19 protein-coding genes are annotated in these 22,542 nt (G+C 63.0%); 12 read left to right on the top strand and 7 right to left on the bottom strand.

Annotated features, from left to right (window positions below; all coding sequences use genetic code 11):
• Positions 1–2: 2 nt before the first annotated feature.
• On the bottom strand, positions 3–1,934 hold the full coding sequence (locus D1227_RS04795; protein ID WP_119403966.1) for a gamma-glutamyltransferase family protein: 1,932 nt from the start codon (positions 1,932–1,934) through the stop codon (positions 3–5).
• Between the two features lie 103 nt (positions 1,935–2,037).
• On the opposite strand from D1227_RS04795, the gene D1227_RS04790 reads away from it, so the two are divergent.
• The 6 genes from D1227_RS04790 to D1227_RS04765 all read left to right on the top strand — a co-directional run bounded on the left by D1227_RS04790 (position 2,038) and on the right by D1227_RS04765 (position 8,048).
• A complete protein-coding gene (locus tag D1227_RS04790; protein WP_119374377.1) occupies positions 2,038–2,814 on the top strand; it encodes an enoyl-CoA hydratase in 777 nt (258 codons plus the stop codon).
• A gap of 108 nt (positions 2,815–2,922) precedes the next feature.
• Positions 2,923–3,186, top strand: a complete 264-nt coding sequence (gene rpsT / locus D1227_RS04785) for a 30S ribosomal protein S20 (protein ID WP_119374376.1) — start codon at positions 2,923–2,925, stop codon at positions 3,184–3,186.
• Positions 3,187–3,650: 464 nt separating this feature from the next.
• Positions 3,651–5,117 (top strand): DnaA ATPase domain-containing protein, encoded by a 1,467-nt coding sequence (locus tag D1227_RS04780; protein ID WP_119403965.1) that lies wholly within the window; start codon positions 3,651–3,653, stop codon positions 5,115–5,117.
• A gap of 176 nt (positions 5,118–5,293) precedes the next feature.
• The gene (dnaN, locus tag D1227_RS04775) at positions 5,294–6,412 is read left to right on the top strand and encodes a DNA polymerase III subunit beta (protein ID WP_119403964.1); all 1,119 of its coding nucleotides are present in this window, start codon (positions 5,294–5,296) and stop codon (positions 6,410–6,412) included.
• Positions 6,413–6,421: 9 nt separating this feature from the next.
• Positions 6,422–7,531 carry a DNA replication/repair protein RecF gene (gene recF / locus D1227_RS04770; protein WP_119403963.1) on the top strand — a complete coding sequence of 370 codons (1,110 nt, stop codon included), beginning with the start codon at positions 6,422–6,424 and terminating at the stop codon, positions 7,529–7,531.
• 271 nt (positions 7,532–7,802) lie between these two features.
• Complete coding sequence (locus tag D1227_RS04765) at positions 7,803–8,048, top strand: hypothetical protein (protein WP_119403962.1); 246 nt, start codon at positions 7,803–7,805, stop codon at positions 8,046–8,048.
• 128 nt (positions 8,049–8,176) lie between these two features.
• On the opposite strand, the gene D1227_RS04760 is transcribed toward D1227_RS04765, so the two are convergent.
• Entirely contained in the window at positions 8,177–9,550 is a 1,374-nt protein-coding gene (locus D1227_RS04760) for a hypothetical protein (RefSeq protein WP_119403961.1), read from the bottom strand.
• Positions 9,547–9,957: a hypothetical protein gene (locus tag D1227_RS04755; RefSeq protein WP_119455218.1), complete on the bottom strand. Its 411-nt coding sequence runs from the start codon at positions 9,955–9,957 to the stop codon at positions 9,547–9,549. Before D1227_RS04755 ends, D1227_RS04760 begins: the two co-directional genes overlap by 4 nt.
• A gap of 138 nt (positions 9,958–10,095) precedes the next feature.
• Between D1227_RS04755 and D1227_RS04750 the strand changes: the two genes are divergently transcribed.
• Positions 10,096–11,334 (top strand): cytochrome P450, encoded by a 1,239-nt coding sequence (locus D1227_RS04750; protein WP_158586561.1) that lies wholly within the window; start codon positions 10,096–10,098, stop codon positions 11,332–11,334.
• Between the two features lie 12 nt (positions 11,335–11,346).
• Here the strand turns inward: D1227_RS04750 and hemN are convergent, their stop codons facing one another.
• Positions 11,347–12,711 (bottom strand): oxygen-independent coproporphyrinogen III oxidase, encoded by a 1,365-nt coding sequence (hemN, locus tag D1227_RS04745; RefSeq protein ID WP_233349576.1) that lies wholly within the window; start codon positions 12,709–12,711, stop codon positions 11,347–11,349.
• A gap of 126 nt (positions 12,712–12,837) precedes the next feature.
• Here hemN and D1227_RS04740 point away from each other — a divergent pair, with 126 nt between their 5' ends.
• The 4 genes from D1227_RS04740 to D1227_RS04725 all read left to right on the top strand — a co-directional run bounded on the left by D1227_RS04740 (position 12,838) and on the right by D1227_RS04725 (position 17,717).
• Complete coding sequence (locus tag D1227_RS04740; protein ID WP_119404047.1) at positions 12,838–13,602, top strand: enoyl-CoA hydratase; 765 nt, start codon at positions 12,838–12,840, stop codon at positions 13,600–13,602.
• Between the two features lie 203 nt (positions 13,603–13,805).
• A complete protein-coding gene (gyrB, locus tag D1227_RS04735) occupies positions 13,806–16,232 on the top strand; it encodes a DNA topoisomerase (ATP-hydrolyzing) subunit B (protein ID WP_119403959.1) in 2,427 nt (808 codons plus the stop codon).
• A 71-nt stretch (positions 16,233–16,303) separates the two neighbouring features.
• Positions 16,304–16,660: a hypothetical protein gene (locus D1227_RS04730; protein ID WP_119403958.1), complete on the top strand. Its 357-nt coding sequence runs from the start codon at positions 16,304–16,306 to the stop codon at positions 16,658–16,660.
• A gap of 61 nt (positions 16,661–16,721) precedes the next feature.
• The gene (locus D1227_RS04725; protein WP_119403957.1) at positions 16,722–17,717 is read left to right on the top strand and encodes an OmpH family outer membrane protein; all 996 of its coding nucleotides are present in this window, start codon (positions 16,722–16,724) and stop codon (positions 17,715–17,717) included.
• 9 nt (positions 17,718–17,726) lie between these two features.
• Here the strand turns inward: D1227_RS04725 and D1227_RS20020 are convergent, their stop codons facing one another.
• Complete coding sequence (locus tag D1227_RS20020) at positions 17,727–18,164, bottom strand: hypothetical protein (protein WP_199288208.1); 438 nt, start codon at positions 18,162–18,164, stop codon at positions 17,727–17,729.
• 61 nt (positions 18,165–18,225) lie between these two features.
• Complete coding sequence (locus D1227_RS04715; protein WP_119403956.1) at positions 18,226–20,022, bottom strand: ArnT family glycosyltransferase; 1,797 nt, start codon at positions 20,020–20,022, stop codon at positions 18,226–18,228.
• A 132-nt stretch (positions 20,023–20,154) separates the two neighbouring features.
• Here D1227_RS04715 and D1227_RS04710 point away from each other — a divergent pair, with 132 nt between their 5' ends.
• A complete protein-coding gene (locus tag D1227_RS04710; RefSeq protein ID WP_119403955.1) occupies positions 20,155–21,531 on the top strand; it encodes a dicarboxylate/amino acid:cation symporter in 1,377 nt (458 codons plus the stop codon).
• On the opposite strand, the gene D1227_RS04705 is transcribed toward D1227_RS04710, so the two are convergent.
• The gene (locus D1227_RS04705; protein WP_119376251.1) at positions 21,528–22,448 is read right to left on the bottom strand and encodes a hydrogen peroxide-inducible genes activator; all 921 of its coding nucleotides are present in this window, start codon (positions 22,446–22,448) and stop codon (positions 21,528–21,530) included. The two genes, D1227_RS04710 and D1227_RS04705, sit on opposite strands and share 4 nt — an antisense overlap.
• Positions 22,449–22,542 lie beyond the last annotated feature (94 nt).

Raw genomic sequence — 22,542 nt, 5'->3', positions numbered from 1 at the left:
GCTCAGTAGCCGTCGGCATTGCCATCCTTGCGCATTTCAGTCGCTGCGATCCAGGCCCCACTGTCAAAGTCGCGAGCGATGGCCTGGTAGCCCCCGCCATTGGCCTCGCAGCATTCGACCGTATAGCCGCGGCGCTCCAGCTCGGCGCGGGTGGCTTCCGGAATACCGCTTTCGAGGTGGACAACACCCATGTCGCTTTCGCAGGAATCGCCGGTGTAATCATCCGTCGGCTCGCAACCGCCCCTATGTTCCCAACGGGCCGCATCACCGGCTTCCTGCAGACCCATGTCGAAATCGACGAGGTTGAGGATGATCTGGACATGGCCCTGCGGCTGCATGCCCCCGCCCATCAGGCCGAAGCTCATCCACGGCTCATAGGGGCAGGCCAGCTCCGGCGCGACGGCGCGGACCTGGCAGCCGGGCATGTCTTTCTTGAAGGCGAAGGCCGGAATGATCGTATGGAAAGGCCGCTTGCCGGGCTCGAAAACGTTCGGGTGGTCTGGATCGAGGCTGAAAAGCTGGCCGCGATCCTGGAACATGAACCCCAGCGTGTCTGCCACAAGGCCGGAACCCATCCCGCGATAATTTGACTGGATCAGCGACACCATCATGCCGTCGCTGTCGGTGACGGTCAGATAGGTCGTGTCACCGTCTTCAAGCTTGGCATCCGCGGCAAAGTCCATCCCGGCGTCAACGCTAGCCATCGGCTTTTTGATATCGATCAGGCCGGCACGTTCAGCGTTGTAGCCTTCACGAATGAAGACACTCGGATCAATCCCCGCGAATTCCGGGTCGGCATAACTCTTGGCCCGGTCAGCGAAGGCAAGGCGCTTGGCCTCGATCTGCGCGACCAGGCTGTCGGCCGAGCCGAAGCCCATGCTGCGTAGGTCAAACCGCTCAAGCATCTGCAGCATCTGGAGCGCGGCAACGCCCTGCGTGTTCGGCGGCAGCTCGCAGAGTTTCACCTCGTCTCTATAAGAGACGCAAAGCGGCTCGACCCATTCGCCTTCATGGTTCGCGAAGTCTTCATAGGTGAGGTAGCCGCCGATCCGCTCGAAATAGTCGGCCATGATGTGGGCCGTCTCGCCGGTGTAGAATTCGTCGCGTCCCTTATAGGCGATGCGCTCCAGCGTGTCGGCGAGGTCTGGATTGCGGAAAAGCGAGCCCTCGACCGGGGTCGGCGAAAAATAGGTCTCTTTCGCATTGTCATACTCTTCCAGCATGCCGCTTTCATATGCCGGCGCATACCGTTTCGGACCATAGCTCCAATAGAAGGCGATGACTTCCGGGATCGGCGCACCTTCGCGGGCATAGCGGATCGCCGGTTCGAGGTTCTCGTTCATTAGGCGCTTACCGAAGCGCTCATGCAGGGCGTACCAGCCATCGACCGTGCCCGGTACGGTGACGGAGGCCGCCCCGTATGGCGGGATTTCCTCGCCGTCCATGAATTCGTCGGCCTTGGCCTGCATGTCTTCCAGGGTCGCGCCCATGGCTGAGCGGCCGGAGCCATTATAGCCGTAGAGCTGCTGGGTCTTCGGATCCCAGACGATGGCGAACAGATCACCGCCAATGCCGTTTCCTGTCGGCTCGACAAGGCCCAGCATGGCATTTGCGGCGATGGCCGCATCAACAGCATTGCCGCCCGCCTTCATTGTGTCGAGCGCCGTCTGGGTGGCCAGCGGATGGGCGGTCGCGGCAGCCGCATTCGGTGCAACGACAGCTGAACGGACGCCAAGATCGCGTCCGGAAGGCATCCGGTCTCCCGGCCCCGTCGCCGTGTCGAGCGCTGGAGCCTCGGCAATAATGGGCGGCGCGGCCTGGACGCGCTCTTCATCGGCGCGGTCGCTGGATGATGCCTGCACATAAACACACCCCGACAGGGCGAGCGCTGCACATGCCCCCGCGATTACGGTCAGTTTGCTGGTGAATTTCATGACTGGTCACTCCCTATCGACGCCGGACGCATATTCCCGTATGCCACGCGAGACTTGCGGCGGAGACCGCAAAAAGCAAGCAGGACACAAGACGGAACCCATCATGGCATATGAAACACTTCTGACCGAAGTCGACGAAGCCATCGCGATCGTCACCCTCAATCGGCCAGACGCGCTCAACGCTTTCAACAATCAGCTGATGGATGAACTGACCGAGGCACTTGATCGCTTCGACGCCGATGCCTCGATCGGATGCATTGTGATAACCGGGTCCAAGAAAGCGTTCGCGGCAGGCGCAGACATCAAGGAAATGCGCGAGCAGTCCTATCTCGACGCATACTATAAAGACTTCATCACGCGAAACTGGGAGCGCGCCTCACGCATGCGCAAGCCGGTCATCGCGGCTGTGTCCGGCTATGCGCTGGGCGGCGGCTGCGAACTGGCCATGATGTGCGACTTCATCCTGGCCGCCGAGAATGCCAAGTTCGGCCAGCCGGAAATCACGATCGGCGTTTCACCCGGCGCAGGCGGCACCCAGCGCCTTACCCGCTTTGCCGGCAAGTCCAAGGCGATGGAAATGTGCCTCACCGGCCGGATGATGGACGCCGCTGAAGCCGAGCGCTGCGGCCTTGTCTCCCGCGTCGTCCCGACAGACGACCTGCTGGAGGAAGCCCGCACCGTTGCACGCAAGATTGCGTCGATGCCGCGCGCTGCTGCGATGATGACCAAGGAAATGGTGAATACCGCTTATGAAACCACGCTCAGCCAGGGTGTGATGTTCGAACGGCGTCTCTTCCATTCCCTGTTCGCGACCGAAGACCAGAAGGAAGGCATGGAAGCCTTCGTGGAGAAGCGCGAGCCGCACTTCAACAACCGCTAGGCGCCTCACCGCGCTTTATGCAGACATGGCCGCTTGTTCCGGTTGACTGCACTGAGGCCTTTGGGTATGTCCGCCGCTTGCGTCCGACCGGACACTCAGGAGTTATTGATGGCGAATACCCGCTCAGCCAAGAAGATGGTGCGCAAGATCGCGCGCCGTACCGAAGTGAACACTGCGCGCCGCTCGCGCATGCGTACCTATATCCGCAAGGTCGAGGAAGCGATCGCTTCTGGTGACCAGAAGGCCGCAGCCGAAGCGCTGAAGGAAGCCCAGCCGGAAATCATGCGCGCTGCCGGCAAGGGTGTCATTCACAAGAACACTTCGGCCCGCAAGATTTCCCGCCTTTCCGCACGTGTGAAAGCGATGGGCTGAACACGCTTCAGGCGTGTTCACAAAACTGCAAAAATGCAAGACCTGCATGGCTCGCCATGCAGGTCTTTTGCTGCCTGAAACAAACGTGACAAGGATGCAAACCTGATAACAAAAAGGCTGATTTTCACAGGCTTTTAGAGGCCAAAAAGTTGACAGAACATAATGCGTACAAATAATGGGTACGATGCGTTTGCATTAAAATGAGCAGCCTTGTGTATTTTTTTCTTCTTTGAATCTTTTGCGGTTTTCGGCCGTCACAAGAGTTTCAAGATGGTTTCTCACCTAATTTGGAAAAAAGTCAGCTGGACAGGCTCTGAAGCCGTGTGGTTTAGTTAACCCGCGACGGAAAAAAGTCCCTGTACCGAGTATTTTGGTGACGGATCCCGAAGGATCCGAACAGGGTTCGCGTGTTCTGATCGGCAACAGGAGATGGAACAGAAAAACACAGGAAAGGGGAAGTTCCTATGGGGCGCCATGAAGAATCTGGCAGATGGGGCAAGAACGGACACGAAGATGGACAGACCGGCAAAGACGGCAAGGATGTTCATCGCGGCAAGGAGATCTGGGATACGGTTTTGAACGATACCCGCGTTCGGATTCCTGCCGAGGACTTCGACAAGTGGATCGCGGATCTGCGCTTTGTTGCGGAAGTCGATGACGTTGTCCTGATTGCTGCACGAGACCAGCTCGCTTTTGACCGTATCAACAGCAATCATCGTCCGCTGCTCAAACGCATCTGGCGCAAGTCGGATCCGAAGGGCCGGGCGCTGCAGATCGCTTGCTGGAAGGATATTCCGGCCAGTACACGCGATCTCGTCGACAATCCCTGGTCGGTCGAAAAGCGGCAGACAGTCAATGCGGAAGAGACCGCCGGTACGGAGCGTTCCGAGGGCGTGCCGGGCATGACATTCGCCAACCTTGTTACCGGTGACACCAACAAGCGGGCCGTCGGCCTCGCCATGGAGATTGTCGGCGGAAAGCGCGGGGCGGATGTGTCTCTGATCTATGGCCGGCAGGGCACGGGCAAGACCCATATCCTGCGCGCCATCGAGAACGCCGTCCTGCATCTCGATGATGGACGCCGCGTGACCTACATGACCGCGGAAGAATTCGTCACCGCCTATGTCGATGGCGCCATGGCCCGCGACACGCGCGACCTGAAGAAGTGGGTCCGTAACAATGACCTGCTGCTGATCGACGACCTTCAGTGGATCGCCGGCAAGGCCAAGACGGACGATGCCTTCTTCGCGACCATCCGGTCTGTTACCAAGGAGGGCGGACGCGTCGTCCTGACAGCTGATGAGGCACCAGGTGACCTGAAGGGTTTTTCCCAGCGCATGCGCGGCGAGATCATGGGCGCAGCTTCCAGTGAGGTCGGCCTCCCGGACCAGGAAATGCGCCGCGAGATCGTGCGTCTTCACGCTGCGATGATCCGCGAGGACCAGCCGAACTTCGAGCTGACCGAGGAAATGATCGACCGCATCGTGTCGACCGTTCGCGGCCCCGGCCGGGAGCTGTGCGGTGTCCTTTGGACGCTGCAGACGGAAACCGGCTATGGCGAGGTTGAGCCGGACACGGACATGCTGGTCACGGTGCTCCGCCGCCAGCAGGGCGAGTATCAGGCCCCGTCGCTCGACAATATCAAGCGGGCAGCGATGCGTGTTTTCGGGCTCAGCAAGACCGAGATCGAAAGCGCCAACAAGTCCCGCTCGATCTGCTATCCACGCCAGATCGCCATGTATCTCTGCCGGGAAATGACCGACAAGTCGTATCCCCAGATCGCCCGGGCCTTCAACAAGAAGGACCACACGACCGTGCTGCACGCATGGCGCAAGGTGAAGGAAGAGATGCAGGACGATCCGGACATGATCCGCGATGTCGAGCGCGTCCGGGAGATGGTCTTCGAGATACAGGCTGAAGGCAACTGCTGATTTCCCCAGAATCCGGCCCTCAACCGGCTGACGGGGGCTTGCAATTTGGCCAATTTTGACAAGGGTATCCGGCCCGCTTCTTTCGAGGAGCGGGCCGATTCGCATTCGGCGGAACGGTTACAGGCAACGAGGACAAGGCGGCGACCGGAAGACCGCCTCGGCATATGGGCTGATTGATGAAGTTGACGATCGAGAGAAGCGACCTCCTGAACGCACTGTCTCACGTGCAGAACGTGGTGGAGCGGCGCAATACGATTCCGATCCTGTCCAACGTGCTGATCGAGGCGAAAGGGCCGGAAGTCACCTTCGTGGCGACCGACCTCGACATTGAGGCGGTAGACAGCGCCGATGCCCAGGTGTCCAGCGAGGGCGCAATCACCGCGCCGGCCGGAACGCTCTTCGATGTGGTTCGCAAGCTGCCAGCTGGCGCCGATGTCGAACTGGAGCTGAACCCGGAGAACCGCCGTCTTTCCATCCGCTCGGGCCGCTCGCAATTCGCTCTGCCGACCCTGCCGGCAACCGATTTCCAGACCATGACCGGCGATGACAGCGCCATCAAGTTCGACCTCGATGCGGGCGACCTGCGCCGTCTGATCGACAAGACGCGCTTTGCCATCTCGACCGAAGAAACCCGCTACTATCTAAACGGCGTCTATTTCCACGCCGCCGATAGCGACGGGAAAAAGGTCCTGCGCACGGTCGCGACTGACGGCCACCGCCTGGCCCTCGCTGATGCCCCGGCCCCGAAAGGCGCCGAGGGCATTGAAGGCGTCATCGTCCCGCGCAAGGCGATCGGAGAGGTGCGCCGCCTGATCGACCAGGTCGACGGCGACGTCTCGATCGCCGTTTCGGACACCAAGATCGTCTTCCGCGCGGGCCGCGCCGTCCTGACCTCCAAGCTCATCGACGGCTCCTTCCCGGACTATGCGCGCGTCATTCCTAAGGGCAATGACAAGCGCCTTGTCATCGACAACAAGTCCTTCGAAGCCGCCGTCGACCGCGTCTCGACCGTTTCGGCCGAACGCTCGCGCTCGGTGAAGCTGTCGATCGAACCGGGCAAGGTCATCCTCGCGGTGAACTCCGCCGAGACCGGACAGGGCCACGAGGAGATCGAGTGCGAGTATAGTGAAGAGCCGATGGAGATCGGCTTCAACGCGAAATACCTGCTCGACGTGACCGCCCAGATCGAAGCCGAGGACGCAGAATTCCTGCTCAATGATCCAGCCTCCCCGGCGCTGATCCTCGATCCGGGCGATGCGGCCTGCCGTTATGTGCTCATGCCGCTTCGGGTGTAAGCGGGGGCGATGACCGCCCTTACCCGCCTGCGCCTCAAGGATTTCCGCAACTACGAGACGCTGTCGCTCGATCTCGATGGGCGGCATGTCTGCCTGTTCGGCCCGAATGGCGCGGGCAAGACGAACCTGCTCGAAGCGGTCTCCCAGCTCGGCCCCGGACGCGGGCTTCGAAGCGCAACCCTCGCCGATCTTGCCCGCCACGATGCCGGCGGCGCCTGGACCATCTCGGCAACCGTCGATGACCGCCGGATCGGCGTCGGCCTCGAAACCGACGGCACCAGCTCCAAGCGCGTCGTGCGGATCGATGGCGCACCGAGCCAGGCCTCCGACCTTGCCGAACTGATCCGCATCGTCTGGCTGACGCCCGCCATGGACGGGGTATTCCGGGGCGGGGCGTCAGACCGGCGGCGCTTTTTCGACCGGCAGGTCATGGCGCATATCCCTTCGCACGGCACGGCGGCAGCGCGATACGAACGCGCGATGCGCGAGCGAAATGCGCTGCTCGAGCGCGGCCATGTCGACCCGGCCTGGGCCGATGCCATCGAGACGCGGATGGCCGAAGCGGGCGCCGAGATTGCGGTGAACCGCGCCCATGTCCTGGAAGCGCTGCAAGCTGCCGTCGATGCCCGGCCCGAAGGCTTCTTTCCGAAGGGCGATCTTTCCCTCGATGGCGAAGCCGAGCAGGCTGCCATGGCGGGCGAGGACTTCAAGAGCATCTTCGAAACCCTGACCGAGGCTCTGCGCACCGGGCGCCGCCGCGACATGGCCGCCGGACGGACGCTTTCCGGCCCGCACCGTACCGATCTTTCTGTCATCCACCGCCCCACCGGCATGCCTGCGGGCGATGCCTCGACCGGCCAGCAGAAAGCGCTGCTCATCGGGCTCATCCTCGCTTCTGCTGCAGCGCTAGCGAAAGACGGCGAGGGGCCCTCGCCCATCCTGCTGCTGGACGAGGCCGCTGCCCACCTCGATGCCGACCGCCGCGCGGCCCTGTTCGACGAGCTTTGCGCACTGGGCGGCCAGGCCTGGCTGACGGGCACGGAAGCCTTCCTCTTCGAGGCCTTCTGGGACCGCGCACAGCGTTTTGAGGTCCAAGATGGTAAAGCAGTGAAGGTTTAAAGTACCATTTTTTGTTTGGCACTCAATGCCATGAGAAACTTGGGGCTGCGCTGAGTTCAATAAACTCTCTTCTCCCCACAAATGGAGGCGGTTATAGAGCTCGACTGTTTAAACAACAGCCTACCAAGAAGACTCGCTTCCGACTTATAGGCAGGCCGCATAGTAACGTAATTGCCACGCACAAGGGCGGCTCAATTTAGCAGCGTAAAAATGTTAGACTGTTTTGATTGCTCTCGGGATAATGACGTTCGGCCGTCCGAGGAACACCGTGATGGATAATCAGATGGATTTTCAGAAGCTGATGATCAGAAGTGTCACGCAGCTCAGCTGGCAGCTTTATGAAACCTCAAAAGAGGTTGGGCCAGAACGGGTCGAAGAATTAGTGAATTCATGGGCTTCATCCAAAAATCCTATCTTCGAAGTTCTTGCTGAGTACATACAAAACGCGCCGGAACCGCCTAGTCAGCCTCCTAATTTTACGGTGACCCCAGGCGGCAAAGCCGAGCAGAATTCCTGACTATTGGACATTAAGTCAGCCAACGAATTTCACGTAAAGCTTCGTCTCAGAAGCTGACAATTTGCCATCCAGAATGATCGGCTCCTCCGAATGCCCGCTGTTGGATTTCGAGTAGCACCTCCAGTGCATCATAGCGACCCGCCGGCGTCGGCGTCGCAGTGGCGCGAGAGGTCGTCGACCGTGCTGCTGTAGCGCGGCGGCAAGAGGCGCTTCAGCTCAGGCCGGTCGATCTGGTTGCATTCCATCAGGCCGAGCACGAGGCGGGTATCGTTCTGGATCGTCTGCATTTTCCGGATCTCGTCGCGCGATGCCCCGGCGCTCTTCAGCGCCTTTTCATTCTCCATTGCTGCGATGTGGCGAACGGTCAGGTTCCACGCGAGCGGGAGAATGTCGTCGATGCGCTTGGTGTGCTCAAGCGCGGCCTGCCAGTCCCGGTCGAGGATATGGATGAATCCGATATTCTCTTCCGTGTAGGCCACACCGACCGAGGTCGCGCCGCGCTCGCCGCGGATTCGGGCGGCTTCGCGCAGCTCCGACAGGGCTTCCTGCAGCGCCGTCTCGGAGTCCTCACCGGGCGGGAGTTCCTCGCTGGCGACAAGGGCAACCAGCGTCGTGCCGACGCCGTGATGGGCGAGCTGGGCGTGCAACAGCGTCTCCTCGAAATCGCCGCCTTCCAGCATGGTCGCCGCCTTGCTGAAGGCCTGGTAAGCCGTCAGCGCATCGCCGCGCTTGCGCAGGCACTGGCCTTTCCAGAGCAACAGCATTGGTGCTTCGAGGCCGCGCGCAGAGGCCTGGTTCACATAGTCGACGACCGTCGAGCAGCCCCGGTTCCAGCCGAGCGAATTGTCGCTGGCAGAGCGATATTCCAGCGCCGCAAGACCAGCCGCGCCGCGTGCCTGGTCAGCCAGGCTTTCACCGTCCTGGTAAAGCGTGTTGAGCGCGGTGCGCACCGCCTCGCTGTTCTGGTCGCCCCAATCCTCCAGCGCCGCATGCAACATCAGCCGGTCGGCGGACGACAATAGCTCGCCATCGGTCCCGTCGGCGCGGAGCACAACCGCGATCACCTGCGAGGTCACCTCATTGAGCGGGATGCCGAGAAAGTGCTTCTGCGCGAGCTCGATCGCGTTTTCCTTGTAGCCGGCGGCCTGCTTGACCGAGTCGGCCCGCTGGATTTCCCGGGCGAGTTCGGCCTGCCGGCGGGCCGCTTCATTCTCTTCGCGGATGGCGACAATGGCGGCTTGCGTGGACTCGCGCTGGCGCCCGGCCTCGCCGGCGACGATGCGCAGATTCATCTCGTTGAGCCGGGTCTGCTCGGCATATTGCGACTTCAGCCCGGACAGCTCCATGTAGAAATAGATCACGCTGCCAGCCACGATGACGGCAGCCATGCCGATAATCGCCGCCAGGGCGGTCATCAGGAACCGGAAGCTCTGCTGCTCCTCTCGCAGTTCGGCCAGCAGGTCGGCTGAAGTGATGCGCTGCTCGTCGGTTGTTTCACTCATCGCGGGATCCTCACGCGGATGCGGCCTTTCGGCGCCTTGTTCTGGTTATCCTGCCAGACCTGGTCGCCGAAGACAGGCTCCAGCAGCAGCTTCATGGCCGTGTCATTGTCATTTTCGCGGATGAAGGCTTCGGCGATCATCAGCTTGATGCGCATCTGGCGGAAGCGCCACATGTTCAGCGCCGCGCCGACAGCCGTCATCATGAAGAAATTCGTGGCGCCCAGCAGGCGCTCGGGATTGTCGGACAACAGGTCCGCCCCCATCGGCAGCGGGTACTTGCCCGACAGGGTCGAGACGAAGACGACGAAACAGGTCAGGGTCGCCATGATGGCAAGCACAAGGATGTAACGCGACAGGCGTGCGCGCTCCTTGATCTGTCCCCTGTAGCGGCCAATGAGCCTGTTCATGCTCTCCATGCATCAAGGAGTCTGACGTTCCCGGCAGGAAGTCAATTCAATTCCCGGTACCGGTGACGCCGCGCAAACCAAGCCATGCGGGCGATTTGGCGCTATGATGCCTCAAAACAGAATAAAGGGAGGAAAAACATGGCCGACGGTACGAACCCAAAAGACATACCCCAGAGCATTTTCCAGGTATCAGCCTTCGATCCGGATGCGCGGAGCGACCCGCACACGCCGCTGAAGCAGCTGCGCGAACATTGCCCCGTGATGCGCGACGAAATGGCGAAGACGTGGTTCCTGACCCGCTATGAAGACATCCGCGCCACAGTGAATGACCGCAGCTATGTGCGCCTTCCCAGCAAGGCTGAGGAGGGCTCGCTCTCGCGCCGGCTGGTCGATGAGGAGAGCGGCGAGATGGAGCAGCCCTCCATCCTCTTCCTCGACGATCCCGATCATGCCCGCATCCGCCTGCCGCTGGCGAAAGCCTTCTATGCACGCATCCAGAAGATGAAGCCCGAGATCGAGGCGATCATTGACGAGATCATCGAGGCGGCGCCGGAAAGCGGCCGCTTCGACCTGATGAACGACATCGCCGTGCCGATCCCCGTCCTGGTCATCGCCCGCATCCTTGGCGTCGATGAAAACAGGCTGGCGGAGTTCCGCGACTGGTCGGAAGGGGTGATCCTGTCGCTCAACCCGGTGCGGACCGAGGAAGAGACCGCCCATCTCGTCCGATCGGCAGACGCCATCAACGCCTATTTTGACGATCTTATCGCAGCGCGGCGGGCCGAGCCGCAGGACGATCTCGTCAGCGACATGGTCGCCCTGCAGGCCTCCGGCGAGGCCGATATCAGCGATGAGGAACTCCGGCGGAACCTGGAAGCCCTGCTGGTCGGCGGCAACCTCACGACGACAGACCTGATCGGCAATGGCGTCTGGCTGTTCCTGACCCATCCCGACCAGCTTGAAGCCCTGAAGGCCGATCCGGGCCTGGCCGGCCAGGCCGTCGAGGAAGTGCTGCGCTATGAGGCACCCGTCTCTGCAACCTCGCGGATTTCGCCGGATGAGCGGGAGATTGGCGGCTGCCCGGTCAAGGCGCGCCAGACGGTGTTCTGCTCACTCGCCTCGGCCAATCGCGATGCCGGCACGTTCGATCAGCCGGACCGGTTCGACATCACGGTCAAACGGCCCTCGCACGTCGCCTTTGGCGGTGGGCCGCACATCTGCATCGGTGCGCCGCTGGCCCGGATCGAGGCGCGGCATGTCTATGTGAAACTGTTCGAGCGCTATCCGGACATGAAGCTGGCCGATGCGCCGCTTGTCTGGCGCACCCTGCCCTTCTTCCGGGGCCTGGAAACGCTTGAGGTCGAGACCGGCGCCTAGACGCAAGCCGGGTCAGACTGCCTTGGCGTGGCGCGGCTCGGCATTGGCGCGGGGCACATATTCGTCGAAGCAGCGCGCCACGGTGCGCAGCAGGGTGCGCGCCTCTTCCGGCACGGTGAGACGGCGCCCGTCAATCGTGCAGAGGCCCGCCACTTCAAGCGGCTGGGCCCGTTCCAGCGCGCAATCGAGGCTGTCCTCGGCAAGACCGAATTCCCGGCAGACAGCCGCCGTGTCGACGGAGAGGTTGCACATCAGCGCCTCGATGGCGCGGCCGCGCAGGCGGTCCTGGGTACCCAGCTTGAGGCCCTTTTCGCTGGCCAGCCGGCCTTCGCGTACAGCGTCTTCCCAAGCCCTGCGGTCCTTCGTGTTCTGCACGAAACCCTGCCGGAAGGCCGAGATCGACGACTGGCCGAGGCCGATCAGCGTCTCGCACGGATCGGTCGTATAGCCCTGAAAGTTGCGCCGGAGGCGGCCCTCGGAGGCCGCGCGTGCCATCTCGTCGCCGGGCCGCGCGAAATGGTCGAGGCCAATGGCAGCATAGCCGGCCGATGTCAGGGTTTCGGTGACGGCGTCAGCCTGGTCGAACCGCTCATTCACGCCCGGCAGCGCGGCGGAATCGATCGCACGCTGGTGCTTGGCGAACCACGGCACATGCGCATAGCCGAACACTGCGACCCGGTCGGCGCCGGTGGCCGCCGCAAAGCAGGCCGCATCGATGACGTCGTCGACGCTCTGGTGCGGCAGGCCATACATCAGGTCCATATTGATCGCCGGGATGCCGGCCTCGCGCAGGTCCTCGACCGCGAATGCGATCATCTCGCGCGACTGCACCCGGTTGATCGCCTGCTGCACGTTTGGCGCCAGGGTCTGCACGCCGAGACTGGCCCGTGTCACACCGCTCACGGCCATGGCCGCGATGCGCTCGGGCGTCAGTGAGCGCGGGTCCAGCTCGACGGCAAATTCGGCCTCCGGCAGGAGACCGAAAGCTTCGCAGATATGTTCGGAGACCTCGACGAAATCCTCCGCCGACAGGGCATTGGGCGAGCCGCCGCCGAAGTGCAGGTGCCTGACCCCGCCATGCGGCCCGAGGCGGCTGGCCCACAGCTCGATTTCCTTGTGCAGGTAATCGAGATAGCGCTCGATCCGGCCATAGCCGTTCGGCACGCTGGTATGGCAGCCGCAATACCAGCACAGCCGCTCACAGAAGGGCACGTGGACATAGATCGAAATCGGATCGTCATGATCGACACTGGCCGCCCAGTCGCTCGCAGCAGGTTCGGCAATGCCGGTATGGAACTGCACCGCGGTCGGGTAGCTCGTATAGCGCGGCACGGCGGCGCAGGCGAATGGGATCCAGTCATGTCTCATAAGCGCCATCAACACCGCCCGGCGCACGCGCGCTATCCGTGAAATTCCCTAATGCCCCGCCGCCGCAGGGGCATGGCTTGCCCGGCGCGGTGCATCCTGCTCAATAAGCGCCAAGACCTGACCGAGGACACCGCCATGACCGATCATATCAAGCTCGACCTTTCCGACCGCATCCTGACCATCACCATCGCCCGGCCCGAGCGCAAGAATGCGCTGACCCAGGCGATGTATGGCAAGATGGCGGACGCAATTGTCGATGCGAACACGAACAAAGCCGTCCGCGCCATCGTCATCACTGGCGAAGGCGACATGTTCACGGCCGGCAACGACCTCTCCGACTTTGCCTCCATCGAAGAGCGCGAAACCGGGACACCGCCGGTGACGCGCTTCCTGAATGCGATCCGCGATGCCTACAAGCCGATCATCGCGGCCGTGAATGGCCCGGCCATCGGCGTCGGCCTGACCATGCTGCTGCATTGTGACATTTCCTTCGCCGCCCAGTCGGCGAATTTCCGCGCCCCCTTCACCCAGCTTGGCCTGGTGCCGGAAGCCGGTTCGTCGCTGCTGCTGCCGCGCATTGTCGGCCGCTCCATGGCCAATGAAGTGCTGCTGGCCGGCCGCATCCTGACGGCAGACGAAGCGCTGGCCTGCGGCCTCGTCTCGCGTGTCCAGCGCGATGAGGAACTGCTCGGTGCCGCCATGGCAACGGCGCAGAAAATCGCCGCCTCCGCACCGACGGCCATCCTCAAGTCGAAGGCACTGATCAACTCCCGGACCGCCGAAATTGCCGACCAGATGCGCGCCGAGGGCGAGATCTTCGCAGCCCAGCTCCAGTCGCCCGAATTTGCCGAAGCCGCCGCCGCTTTCGCCCAGAAAAGAGCCCCCGTTTTCGAGGATTGAGGCCCTGCTGGCGACGGCCCGGAACGCCCGGATTCCGCCGATTTTCGGGACTTTGCGGACCGGCCCCTGCAAACAGTTGCACACGCCCCTGTACGACCCTGTTTTTAAGGGTTTTTCAAGGGTGCCCAGGATTTCCCTTTTGGCCCCGAATCCTCTACAATTTCAAAGAATTGTGACGAATCACAAAAGGCAGGCAGAACCCCATGGCTGAAACAGCTGAAAACATGCCCGAATATGGCGCCGATTCCATCAAGGTCCTGAAGGGCCTCGAAGCCGTCCGCAAGCGTCCCGGCATGTATATTGGCGACACCGATGACGGGTCCGGCCTGCACCACATGATCTACGAAGTCGTCGACAATGCGATCGACGAGGCGCTGGCCGGCCATGCCGACGAAGTGACCGTCACGCTGTATCCCGACGGCTCCGCCGAGATTACCGACAATGGCCGGGGCATCCCGGTCGAAATGCACAAGACCGAAGGCGTTTCGGCGGCCGAGGTCATCATGACCCAGCTGCACGCCGGCGGTAAGTTCGACCAGAACTCCTACAAGGTTTCCGGCGGCCTGCACGGCGTCGGCGTCTCGGTCGTCAACGCCCTGTCGGACTGGCTGGAGCTGCGCATCCACCGCGGCGGCAAGGAGCACTATGTCCGCTTCATCGAAGGCGGCCAGGTCGAGGCGCCGCTGAAAGAGGTTGGCGAGAGCCCGCTGCGCGCCAATGGCAAGGTGCTGACGGGCACGGCGGTGCGCTTCATGGCGAGCCCGTCGACCTTCACCATGACCGAATATGACCGCAAGACGCTGGAACACCGGCTGCGCGAGCTGGCCTTCCTGAACTCCGGCGTGCGCATCGTCTTCCGCGACGAACGGGGCCCTGAGCCTTACGAATCCGTGCTCGAATATGAGGGCGGCGTGAAGGCCTTTGTCGAGCATCTCAACCGCCAGCGCCAGACGCTGATCCCCGACACGATCTATGCCGTCGGCGAGAAGGACGGGATCACTGTCGAGGCGGCCCTCGCCTGGACCGACAGCTATCATGAGCAGGTGCTCTGCTTCACCAACAACATCCCGCAGCGCGATGGCGGCACGCACCTTGCCGGTTTCCGCGGCGCGCTGACCCGGATCATCAACAAATATGCCACCGAGACCGGTATCGCGAAGAAGGAAAAGGTCGAGATTTCCGGCGACGATGCCCGCGAGGGCCTGACCTGCGTCCTGTCGGTAAAAGTCCCTGATCCGAAATTCAGCTCACAGACGAAGGACAAGCTGGTCTCCTCCGAGGTGCGACCGGTCGTCGAGAGCCTGATGGGCGAGAAGCTGTCGGAATGGTTCGAGGAGAATCCGCGCGACGCACAGAACATCATGCAGAAGATTGTCGAGGCCGCCGCCGCGCGCGAAGCGGCCCGCAAGGCGCGTGAGCTGACCCGCCGCAAGACTGCGCTCGACATCACCTCCCTGCCCGGCAAGCTGGCGGACTGCCAGGAAAAAGACCCTTCAAAATCAGAGCTCTTCATCGTCGAGGGTGACTCCGCCGGCGGGTCGGCCAAGCAGGGGCGCGACCGCTCCAACCAGGCCATCCTGCCCCTGCGCGGCAAGATCCTCAATGTCGAGCGCGCGCGCTTCGACAAGATGCTCTCATCCGACCAGGTCGGTACACTGATCATGGCGCTCGGCGCCGGGATCGGGCGCGACGAGTTCGACATCAACAAGCTGCGCTACCACAAGATCATCATCATGACGGACGCCGATGTCGACGGCGCCCACATCCGCACGCTGCTGCTGACCTTCTTCTATCGTCAGATGCCGGAGGCTATCGAGAACGGCTATCTCTACATCGCCCAGCCGCCGCTCTACAAGGTGACGCGCGGGCGCTCGGAGCGCTATCTCAAGGACGATTTGGAGATGGACAATTACCTCATCAATGAGGGCACGACGGGCGAGACGCTGATCCTGGCCGACGGCACGCAGATTGCCGGTGAGGACCTTCGCGAGAATGTCCGCAAGGCAGCGCAATTCAAGCAGGCGCTATGGCGTCTCCAGCTGCGCGCGCCCGGCCCGATGGTCGAGCAGGCCGCGATTGCCGGGGCGCTCGCCGCGGGTGCCTCCAACACCGAAGCGCAGAAAACCGCCGACCGGCTGAACCTGTTTGCCGAAGAGGGCGAGGATTGCTGGGAAGGCGAGTTCAACGACGAGGGCAGCCTGGTGCTGCGCCGTGAAGTCCGCTCGGTCGAGGAGAAGGCCGTGCTCGACCGGACCTTGCTGGCGAGCCAGGATGCGATCCGGCTCAACAATCTCGCCAACGAGATCCGCCCGATCTATGTCGAGCCATCGATCCTGCGCAATGAGAAGGCCGGTGAGGTCAACGTTTACGGGCCGGTCGGCCTGTTCGAGGCGGTGCTCGCCTCCGGCCGCAAGGGCCTGAAGATCCAGCGCTACAAGGGCCTCGGCGAGATGAATGCCGACCAGCTCTGGGAGACGACGCTGGACGCCAATGCCCGCACGCTGCTGCAGGTCAAGGTCGCCCATGCCGACGACGCCGACGAGATGTTCACCCGCCTGATGGGCGACATCGTCGAACCAAGGCGCGAATTCATCCAGGACAACGCCCTTGAAGCGGAGGTGGATGTGTAACGCTCCGCTCTCGCTCGAGAGGGGAGTCATATGCTTGACCTGCCCGCCGTCCCGCGCCACATCCCGGCGCCATGGCCCTGAAAGACTATCCCCACACCCCCGATGGCCGCTATTTCGTGGCATCCGGCAAGCTGTGGCGCTGTTCCGATCCGCGCCTGACGCCCGAGGGCCGCAAGGCGCTGACGGCGAAGCTCATGGCGGCGCGGCGCAAGGTGAAGGAAGTCCAGCACAATGAGGCGCAGCTGAAACGCGCCCGGCGCGCGGTCAACGCGGCCAAGGAAGCCCTCGGCGAGCGCGGCCCGGTCTGGTGGGATGATGGCGCCCCCGACGAGACGATGAAGGCGCCGTCTGAGTCCTCCTATGCCGACTGGTGGGCGAGCCTCAGCGACGAAGAGCGCGTGAAAGGCTATGCCAACCCGCGGGGGTAAAGGCGCTTCCCATTTCGCCTCTCACGTGTAACGCTCCACCCCTGTTCCAGTGGGAGGACGCATGATGAGACTTGCCATCGCTACGGCGCTTGCCGCGATCGCGCTGCCGGCCGCCGCGCAGACCGTCACCGTAACCTTTGACGACGAGGCGGCCATGTCCGTCTATGGCTACCAGCTGGACGACTTCCATCAGGAGCGGCTCGACCACTGGCGCGGCGAGATCGAGGCGAAGTCCGCCGAGATCGGTGCTCAGCAGGCCCGGATCGCGCAGGACGGCGCGGTCTGGCCGGAAGAAACCCTGCTGCTGCAACAGCAGAGACTTGCCGAGCTGCAGGACCGGCTCGTCGACCTGAATGTCCGCGCCAATGAGGAGGTCGACCAGCTCGCCCGCACGGCCAAGTCAGGTTTTCGCGCCGATGCCCGCCCCTTCATGCGTGACTTTGCGAAAGCGAACGGGATCGGCGAGATCCTGGTCGATCCCATCGACGATGACGGGCCGTCCTTCCTTGTCCTCAATCCGGCCTATGACATCTCGGCGCCGATCGGGGAGATGATGAAGTCCGGCCCGGGCGCGGACGTCCCCAACGGTCCGGACCGCCCGCCGGTCATCCGCTATGTGCACGCCAAGGATGTCTATTATTTCAGCGGCAACCAGGCCGCGCGCGAAGCCGACCTGGGCGAGCGCCTGCGCGCGGATGAAAACAGGCTCGCGGGCGAGCGCCGGGACCTCGACATGCGGCTTGCCAATCTCGAGCAGAGGCGGCTGATCATGTCGCCCGAGGAACAGGAACTCGCCGAGCTGAAGCTAGAGGCCGATAGCGAGGACATGACCGAGGCCTACCGGCAATCAGGCGAACGCTTTGTCCTGCTCGGCAAGGAACGCCTCGCCTCATTCAAGACCGACATCTACATCTATCTCGCCAACAATCCCGATGAGGTGAAGGCCGATATTGTCCGCTTCATCGACGATGATGCGCTGGATGGCACGCTGCTGGTCGCGCATCCCGATCTCGACATCACCGAAATGGTGACGGCGCGGATGACGCTGCCAGAATAGGCGCTGGCGCTACAGCCGTACCGTGCCGGAGCTGCGGATCGCTGCGAGCTTGCGGTGCATCTCTTCGACATCGGAGACCTCGATGCGCTGGGCATCCTCGAAGCGCCAGTCGCGCTTCTCGCCATACTGGCGCTCATAGGCGCGGTCGAACTTTTCCTCGGTCAGGTCGCCAGCGAAGCGGTAGGTGGTGAGATCGTCGCCCGCATCGGCGCGCGAGCCGCCCGGCAGGTAGATCGCGCCGGAGCCGAAGTCGACCGCAAAGGCGATCAGGCCCGGCACCAGGAAGAGCAGGAGGCCAAGCCCATCGAGGATGACCACGGCGGTGTCGAGCCGTCCGCCCGTCTGGCCGCGGCGTTCAGGGTAAAGCAGCGTGCCGCAACCGCCCAGCGGGGCGGCGAGGGCGGTCGTTCCGGCAAGGGCCAGAAGGCGGCGTCGGGATTGATCCATGATTTCCTCCTCCAGATCGGTTCACCCAGCTGGAAACGCCGTGCCGCGCGCACGGTTCCCGTCAATCGGCCGGGCAATCGGCCTCGTAGCGTACAGCAATAAAAGCTGACGGGTCATTATTGGAATAGTTTAAACTATAGAAAGGCTGAGACCGCGTCTCGCACCGGCCAAGGCGCGCGGCGGAGGCTTCCACCTTGGGGAAGTCTTCCTGCGCAGTCCGGTTCTCCAGATTGACGAGGTAGACCACCGGATAGGCCGCCTCATCCTCCGGCAGTTCGAGCGGGGTTTCCGGCGGGTGGAGGTTCTGCGTGCCGAGGGTGAGGACGTAGGACGGCTCTGCAAAGCCAAGCGCGAGGACGCGGTCGGGCCCTTTGGTGTCGCCGCAATCGGTGCGCGGGATGCCGCAGACGTCAGCCAGGGCGAGCTTCGCGGTCTCGGTCGCCTGCACCCAGGTCTGCGTCGGCAGAACATAGATCCGCGCCTGCCAGCCGAGCAGAATCGCCGCTGCAACGCCGCCCGCCACGGCCCAGCTGATGCGCCGGCCCAGCATGGCGACGGCGGCAAGACCGGTCGCGCCGAGCCCCATCCACCACAGGAAGAGCGGATAATCGGTCGAGCCGGACCATTGCGCGAGGACCGCGTCGGCCCCCACGGTCTTGAAGTCACCCGCCTTGTCGGCCTGCAGGGCCTCGATCGCCCAGGGCGAGGTAAAGGCGATAAGCGCGGCCCCGCCAATCACGAAGAAAGCCGTCGAGACCCAGCGCGCGACCGGGGCGCGGTTGCCCTCCATCAGCTTCACCGCCGCCCAGCCGCAAAGCAGCGCAAAGGCCGGATAGGCGGGCAGGATGTAATGGCTGAGCTTTGTCAGCAGCAGCTCGAAGAAGATCCAGGTCGTCAGCGACCAGGCGACCAGGAATTTCAGCGCATCGCGGTCGACATCGCCGAGCGATTCCAGCGTGCGGTGGCGCAGGTAGCGCCAGGTGAGCAGGATGGCCGGGAGGACCAGGATGATGCCGGGGAAGAACCAGGCCGGTAGGTGCATCAGGTGATAGCCCGGCAGGCCGCCATGGCCTTCGGACGCGGTCACCAGCTTGTCGCGCAAATCCTTGCCGACCGCCCCTTCGACATAGGTGCCCTGCGTAGCGATCTGGATCATGATGAACCAGGGCAGCACCATGAGCACGCTGATCAGCGGCCCCGGCCACCAGGCCAGGCTTTTCATCCAGTCATGGTCACGCCGGTCCCAGAGCCACAGCACCAGCAGCGCCATGCCGGCCACCAGCGAGATCACCGGCCCCTTGATCAGGAAGCCGGCGCCATGGATCACCCAGAAGGCGATGGCGAGCTTCCTGTCATTGTCCTTGCGCAGGTAGAGCCGGAGCAGGCAGCCCATGGCAGCAGTGATCAGGAAGACGAGGACGCCGTCTGTCTTGGAGATATGCGCTTCAGAGGTCAGCAGCAGGCTGGAGCCGAAAAGGGCGGCGCCGATAAATGCGCCCCGTCGCCCGATCGCGGCGATGCCGACCCAGAACACCATGAGCGTTGCCAGCCCCGCGCCGATCCAGCTCGGCACGCGATAGGTCCAGACGTCCAGGTGTTCACCCTCGCCGAACGCTGCGGTCGAACCGGCCTGCAGCCAGTGAATACCGGCCGGCTTCTTGTTGCGGTATTCGTCCTGGTAGCGGATCGTGATGTAGTCGCCGGTCTCGAGATACTGCTTGGAGGCCTGCGCAAAACGGCTCTCATCCCGGTCCAGCGCCGGCAGGTTGAAAACCCCCGGCGCGGCCGCCGTGATGGTCAGCGCGAAGAGCAGCACCCAGGCTTTCCAGCCCGTCGAAAGTCGGTCGATCCAGTCCATGTGCGCCTGCTTGTAAACGGTTCCGCCAGCGTGTGAAACGGCAAACCGCCGTCAATCCGCACAAGCCGATTTGATTTCAGCGCGGCGCCGTCTAGGCTGCGCCCCAATCTGGTGGTTTGAAAGGGGTTCGGGATGAAGGCCTGGTTCAGGATTGATCTCTGGAAGCGCGTAATGATTGGCCTTGCGATAGGCCTCGCGATCGGCACGGCGGTCCGCTACGGGATGATATCGTCGCTCGGCCATGATGACGGCATTGCCCGCTCGCAGGAGATTGCAAACATCTTCAAGCCGCTCGGCGATCTCTTCCTCAACCTGATCCGCATGCTGGTCGTGCCGCTGATCTTCCTGACCCTGGTCTCTGGCGTGCTCGCCCTTGGTGATCCGCGCAAGCTCGGCCGTCTCGGCGGGCGGACCATCGGCATCTACATGATGACGACGCTGGTCGCGGTCACGCTTGGCCTGATCATGGGCACCATCTTCCAGCCGGGCAACGGCTATGACCTCTCATCGGTGACCCCGGAGCAGATCGCCGAGACGCAGGCGCGCCTGGAAAGTGGCGGCGCGCTCGAACAGGTCGGCGTTTACGAGTCGATCATGCGCACCATCCTCTCCATCGTGCCGACCAATATCGTCGCCTCGATGACGAATGGCGACGTGCTGCCGATCATCTTCTTCGCCATCATGTTCGGCATCGGCATCCTGCTCGCCGGCGAGGCGGGCAAGCCGATGGCGAAAGTCTTCGATGCCGGCTCCGAGGCGATCCTCAAACTCACGCTGATCGTCATGGAAACCGCGCCATTTGGGGTCGCCGCCCTGATGGCCTGGGTGATGGCCGACCAGGGCTTCAGCGTCGTCTCTTCGCTGGCACTGATGACGGTCGCGCTCTACCTCGCCTGCGCGTTGCACATGCTGCTGACGCATGGCTTCCTGATCAAGGTGGTCGGCCGCCTGCCGCTCATCCCCTTCTATCGCGGCATTACCGATGCGCAGCTCGTTGCCTTCTCGACCTCGTCCTCCAGCGCGACGCTGCCCGTGACGCTCAGCGTCGCGGAGAAGAACCTCGGCGTCGGCAAGTCGGTCGCCTCATCGGTGCTGCCGCTCGGCTCGACCATCAACATGGACGGGACCGCGCTCTATCAGGGGCTCATCGCGCTTTTCGCCGCGCAGGCGCTTGGCATCGACGTGTCGATCGGCATGTATTTCACCGTCGCCGTCATGGCGACGCTGGTCTCCATCGGGACGGCCGGTATCCCGTCGGTCAGCCTGTTCCTTGCCACGACGACGCTGGGGGTTGTCGGTGCCACGCCCGAGCAGATGTTCGTTATCCTCGCCCCGCTTTTCGCCTTTGACCGGCTGCTCGACATGATGCGCACGGTGACCAACATCACCGGCGACCTCGCCGTCTCGACGCTGGTGGCAAAATGGGAGGGCGACCTGGATGAGGACATCTTCCGGGCCGAGGACAATGTTACGGCGGAAATCGACCGCACGGTGACGCACGACGCTTAAGGCGTCGCTGCATCCTTTCGTGTCGACAGTGCCTCGCGCACACTCTCGCCGATCATGCGGGCCTCGGCTTCACGCGGGGATCCGGCGCGCCAGGCAATCCCGATCTGGCGGCCGATGACCGGCTTGTCGAAGGTGCGCAAAGTGACATCCGTGCCCGCCGTCACGCCAGCATCGGCGGCAATACGCGGCAGCAGCGAGACGCCCAGCCCGCCGGCCACCATCTGCACAAGCGTCGCCAGCGAGGTCGCCCCGACATCGGAACTCGCGCTCGATGGCGACAGGGAACAGACCGACACCGCATGGTCGCGCAGGCAGTGGCCGTCTTCCAGCAGCAGCACGTCCTCGCCATTCAGGTCGTCCGGCTGGAGGCTGTTTGCCTTCGACAGCTTGTGATCCTTCGGCCCGACGAACAGGAACTCGTCATCGCCCAGGACTTCGGTCTCGATCCCGCTCGCCGGCCAGGGCAGCGCGATCAGGGCGGCGTCCAGCGTGCGGTTTCGGAGGCCCTCCAGCAGCCGGTCGGTCTGGTCTTCGCGCAGGTAGAGTTTCAGCTCGGGATGACTGGCCCGCAGCGAGGCGAGCGTGCGCGGCAGGAGATAGGGGGCGAGCGTCGGAATGGCGCCGAGATGGAAATGCCCGGTCAGAGGTTCACCGGCCTGATGGGCGGCCGCGACAAGGTCTGCGGCGCTGGACAGGATCGCCCGGGCGCGCTCGACAGCGGCCTCTCCGGCGCGGGTCAGCGAGGCCCCGCGCGCTTCGCGTTCGACCAGCTGGACGCCGAGGATCGCCTCGACTTCCTTGATCGCGGAAGACAGGGTCGGCTGCGTCACATTGCACACATCGGCAGCCCGCGAGAAGGACTTCTCATCGGCCAGGGCGCACAGGAACTGGAGCTGTCGGAGGGTCGGTAAATGCATAGACCTAATCTATTGTAGGAATTTTATTTATCAATTGGATTTCTTGCAGCGCAGCATGCCATTGCCGCATCACGACAGCGGTCAGCGCTGCAAA

Origin of the sequence: Henriciella mobilis (assembly GCF_003576315.1) — a bacterium.
GTDB lineage: Bacteria > Pseudomonadota > Alphaproteobacteria > Caulobacterales > Hyphomonadaceae > Henriciella > Henriciella mobilis.
Note: the sequence above shows the minus strand (reverse complement) of the source record. Positions and strands in the feature narration are given on the sequence as shown.

What these genes read in the sequence shown, in the direction of transcription:
- D1227_RS04795 (WP_119403966.1), bottom strand. Translation starts at nt 1,934, where the DNA reads ATGAAATTCACCAGCAAACTGACCGTAATCGCGGGGGCATGTGCAGCG.
- D1227_RS04790 (WP_119374377.1), top strand. Translation starts at nt 2,038, where the DNA reads ATGGCATATGAAACACTTCTGACCGAAGTCGACGAAGCCATCGCGATC.
- rpsT (WP_119374376.1), top strand. Translation starts at nt 2,923, where the DNA reads ATGGCGAATACCCGCTCAGCCAAGAAGATGGTGCGCAAGATCGCGCGC.
- D1227_RS04780 (WP_119403965.1), top strand. Translation starts at nt 3,651, where the DNA reads ATGGGGCGCCATGAAGAATCTGGCAGATGGGGCAAGAACGGACACGAA.
- dnaN (WP_119403964.1), top strand. Translation starts at nt 5,294, where the DNA reads ATGAAGTTGACGATCGAGAGAAGCGACCTCCTGAACGCACTGTCTCAC.
- recF (WP_119403963.1), top strand. Translation starts at nt 6,422, where the DNA reads ATGACCGCCCTTACCCGCCTGCGCCTCAAGGATTTCCGCAACTACGAG.
- D1227_RS04765 (WP_119403962.1), top strand. Translation starts at nt 7,803, where the DNA reads ATGGATAATCAGATGGATTTTCAGAAGCTGATGATCAGAAGTGTCACG.
- D1227_RS04760 (WP_119403961.1), bottom strand. Translation starts at nt 9,550, where the DNA reads ATGAGTGAAACAACCGACGAGCAGCGCATCACTTCAGCCGACCTGCTG.
- D1227_RS04755 (WP_119455218.1), bottom strand. Translation starts at nt 9,957, where the DNA reads ATGAACAGGCTCATTGGCCGCTACAGGGGACAGATCAAGGAGCGCGCA.
- D1227_RS04750 (WP_158586561.1), top strand. Translation starts at nt 10,096, where the DNA reads ATGGCCGACGGTACGAACCCAAAAGACATACCCCAGAGCATTTTCCAG.
- hemN (WP_233349576.1), bottom strand. Translation starts at nt 12,711, where the DNA reads ATGGCGCTTATGAGACATGACTGGATCCCATTCGCCTGCGCCGCCGTG.
- D1227_RS04740 (WP_119404047.1), top strand. Translation starts at nt 12,838, where the DNA reads ATGACCGATCATATCAAGCTCGACCTTTCCGACCGCATCCTGACCATC.
- gyrB (WP_119403959.1), top strand. Translation starts at nt 13,806, where the DNA reads ATGGCTGAAACAGCTGAAAACATGCCCGAATATGGCGCCGATTCCATC.
- D1227_RS04730 (WP_119403958.1), top strand. Translation starts at nt 16,304, where the DNA reads ATGGCCCTGAAAGACTATCCCCACACCCCCGATGGCCGCTATTTCGTG.
- D1227_RS04725 (WP_119403957.1), top strand. Translation starts at nt 16,722, where the DNA reads ATGATGAGACTTGCCATCGCTACGGCGCTTGCCGCGATCGCGCTGCCG.
- D1227_RS20020 (WP_199288208.1), bottom strand. Translation starts at nt 18,164, where the DNA reads ATGGATCAATCCCGACGCCGCCTTCTGGCCCTTGCCGGAACGACCGCC.
- D1227_RS04715 (WP_119403956.1), bottom strand. Translation starts at nt 20,022, where the DNA reads ATGGACTGGATCGACCGACTTTCGACGGGCTGGAAAGCCTGGGTGCTG.
- D1227_RS04710 (WP_119403955.1), top strand. Translation starts at nt 20,155, where the DNA reads ATGAAGGCCTGGTTCAGGATTGATCTCTGGAAGCGCGTAATGATTGGC.
- D1227_RS04705 (WP_119376251.1), bottom strand. Translation starts at nt 22,448, where the DNA reads ATGCATTTACCGACCCTCCGACAGCTCCAGTTCCTGTGCGCCCTGGCC.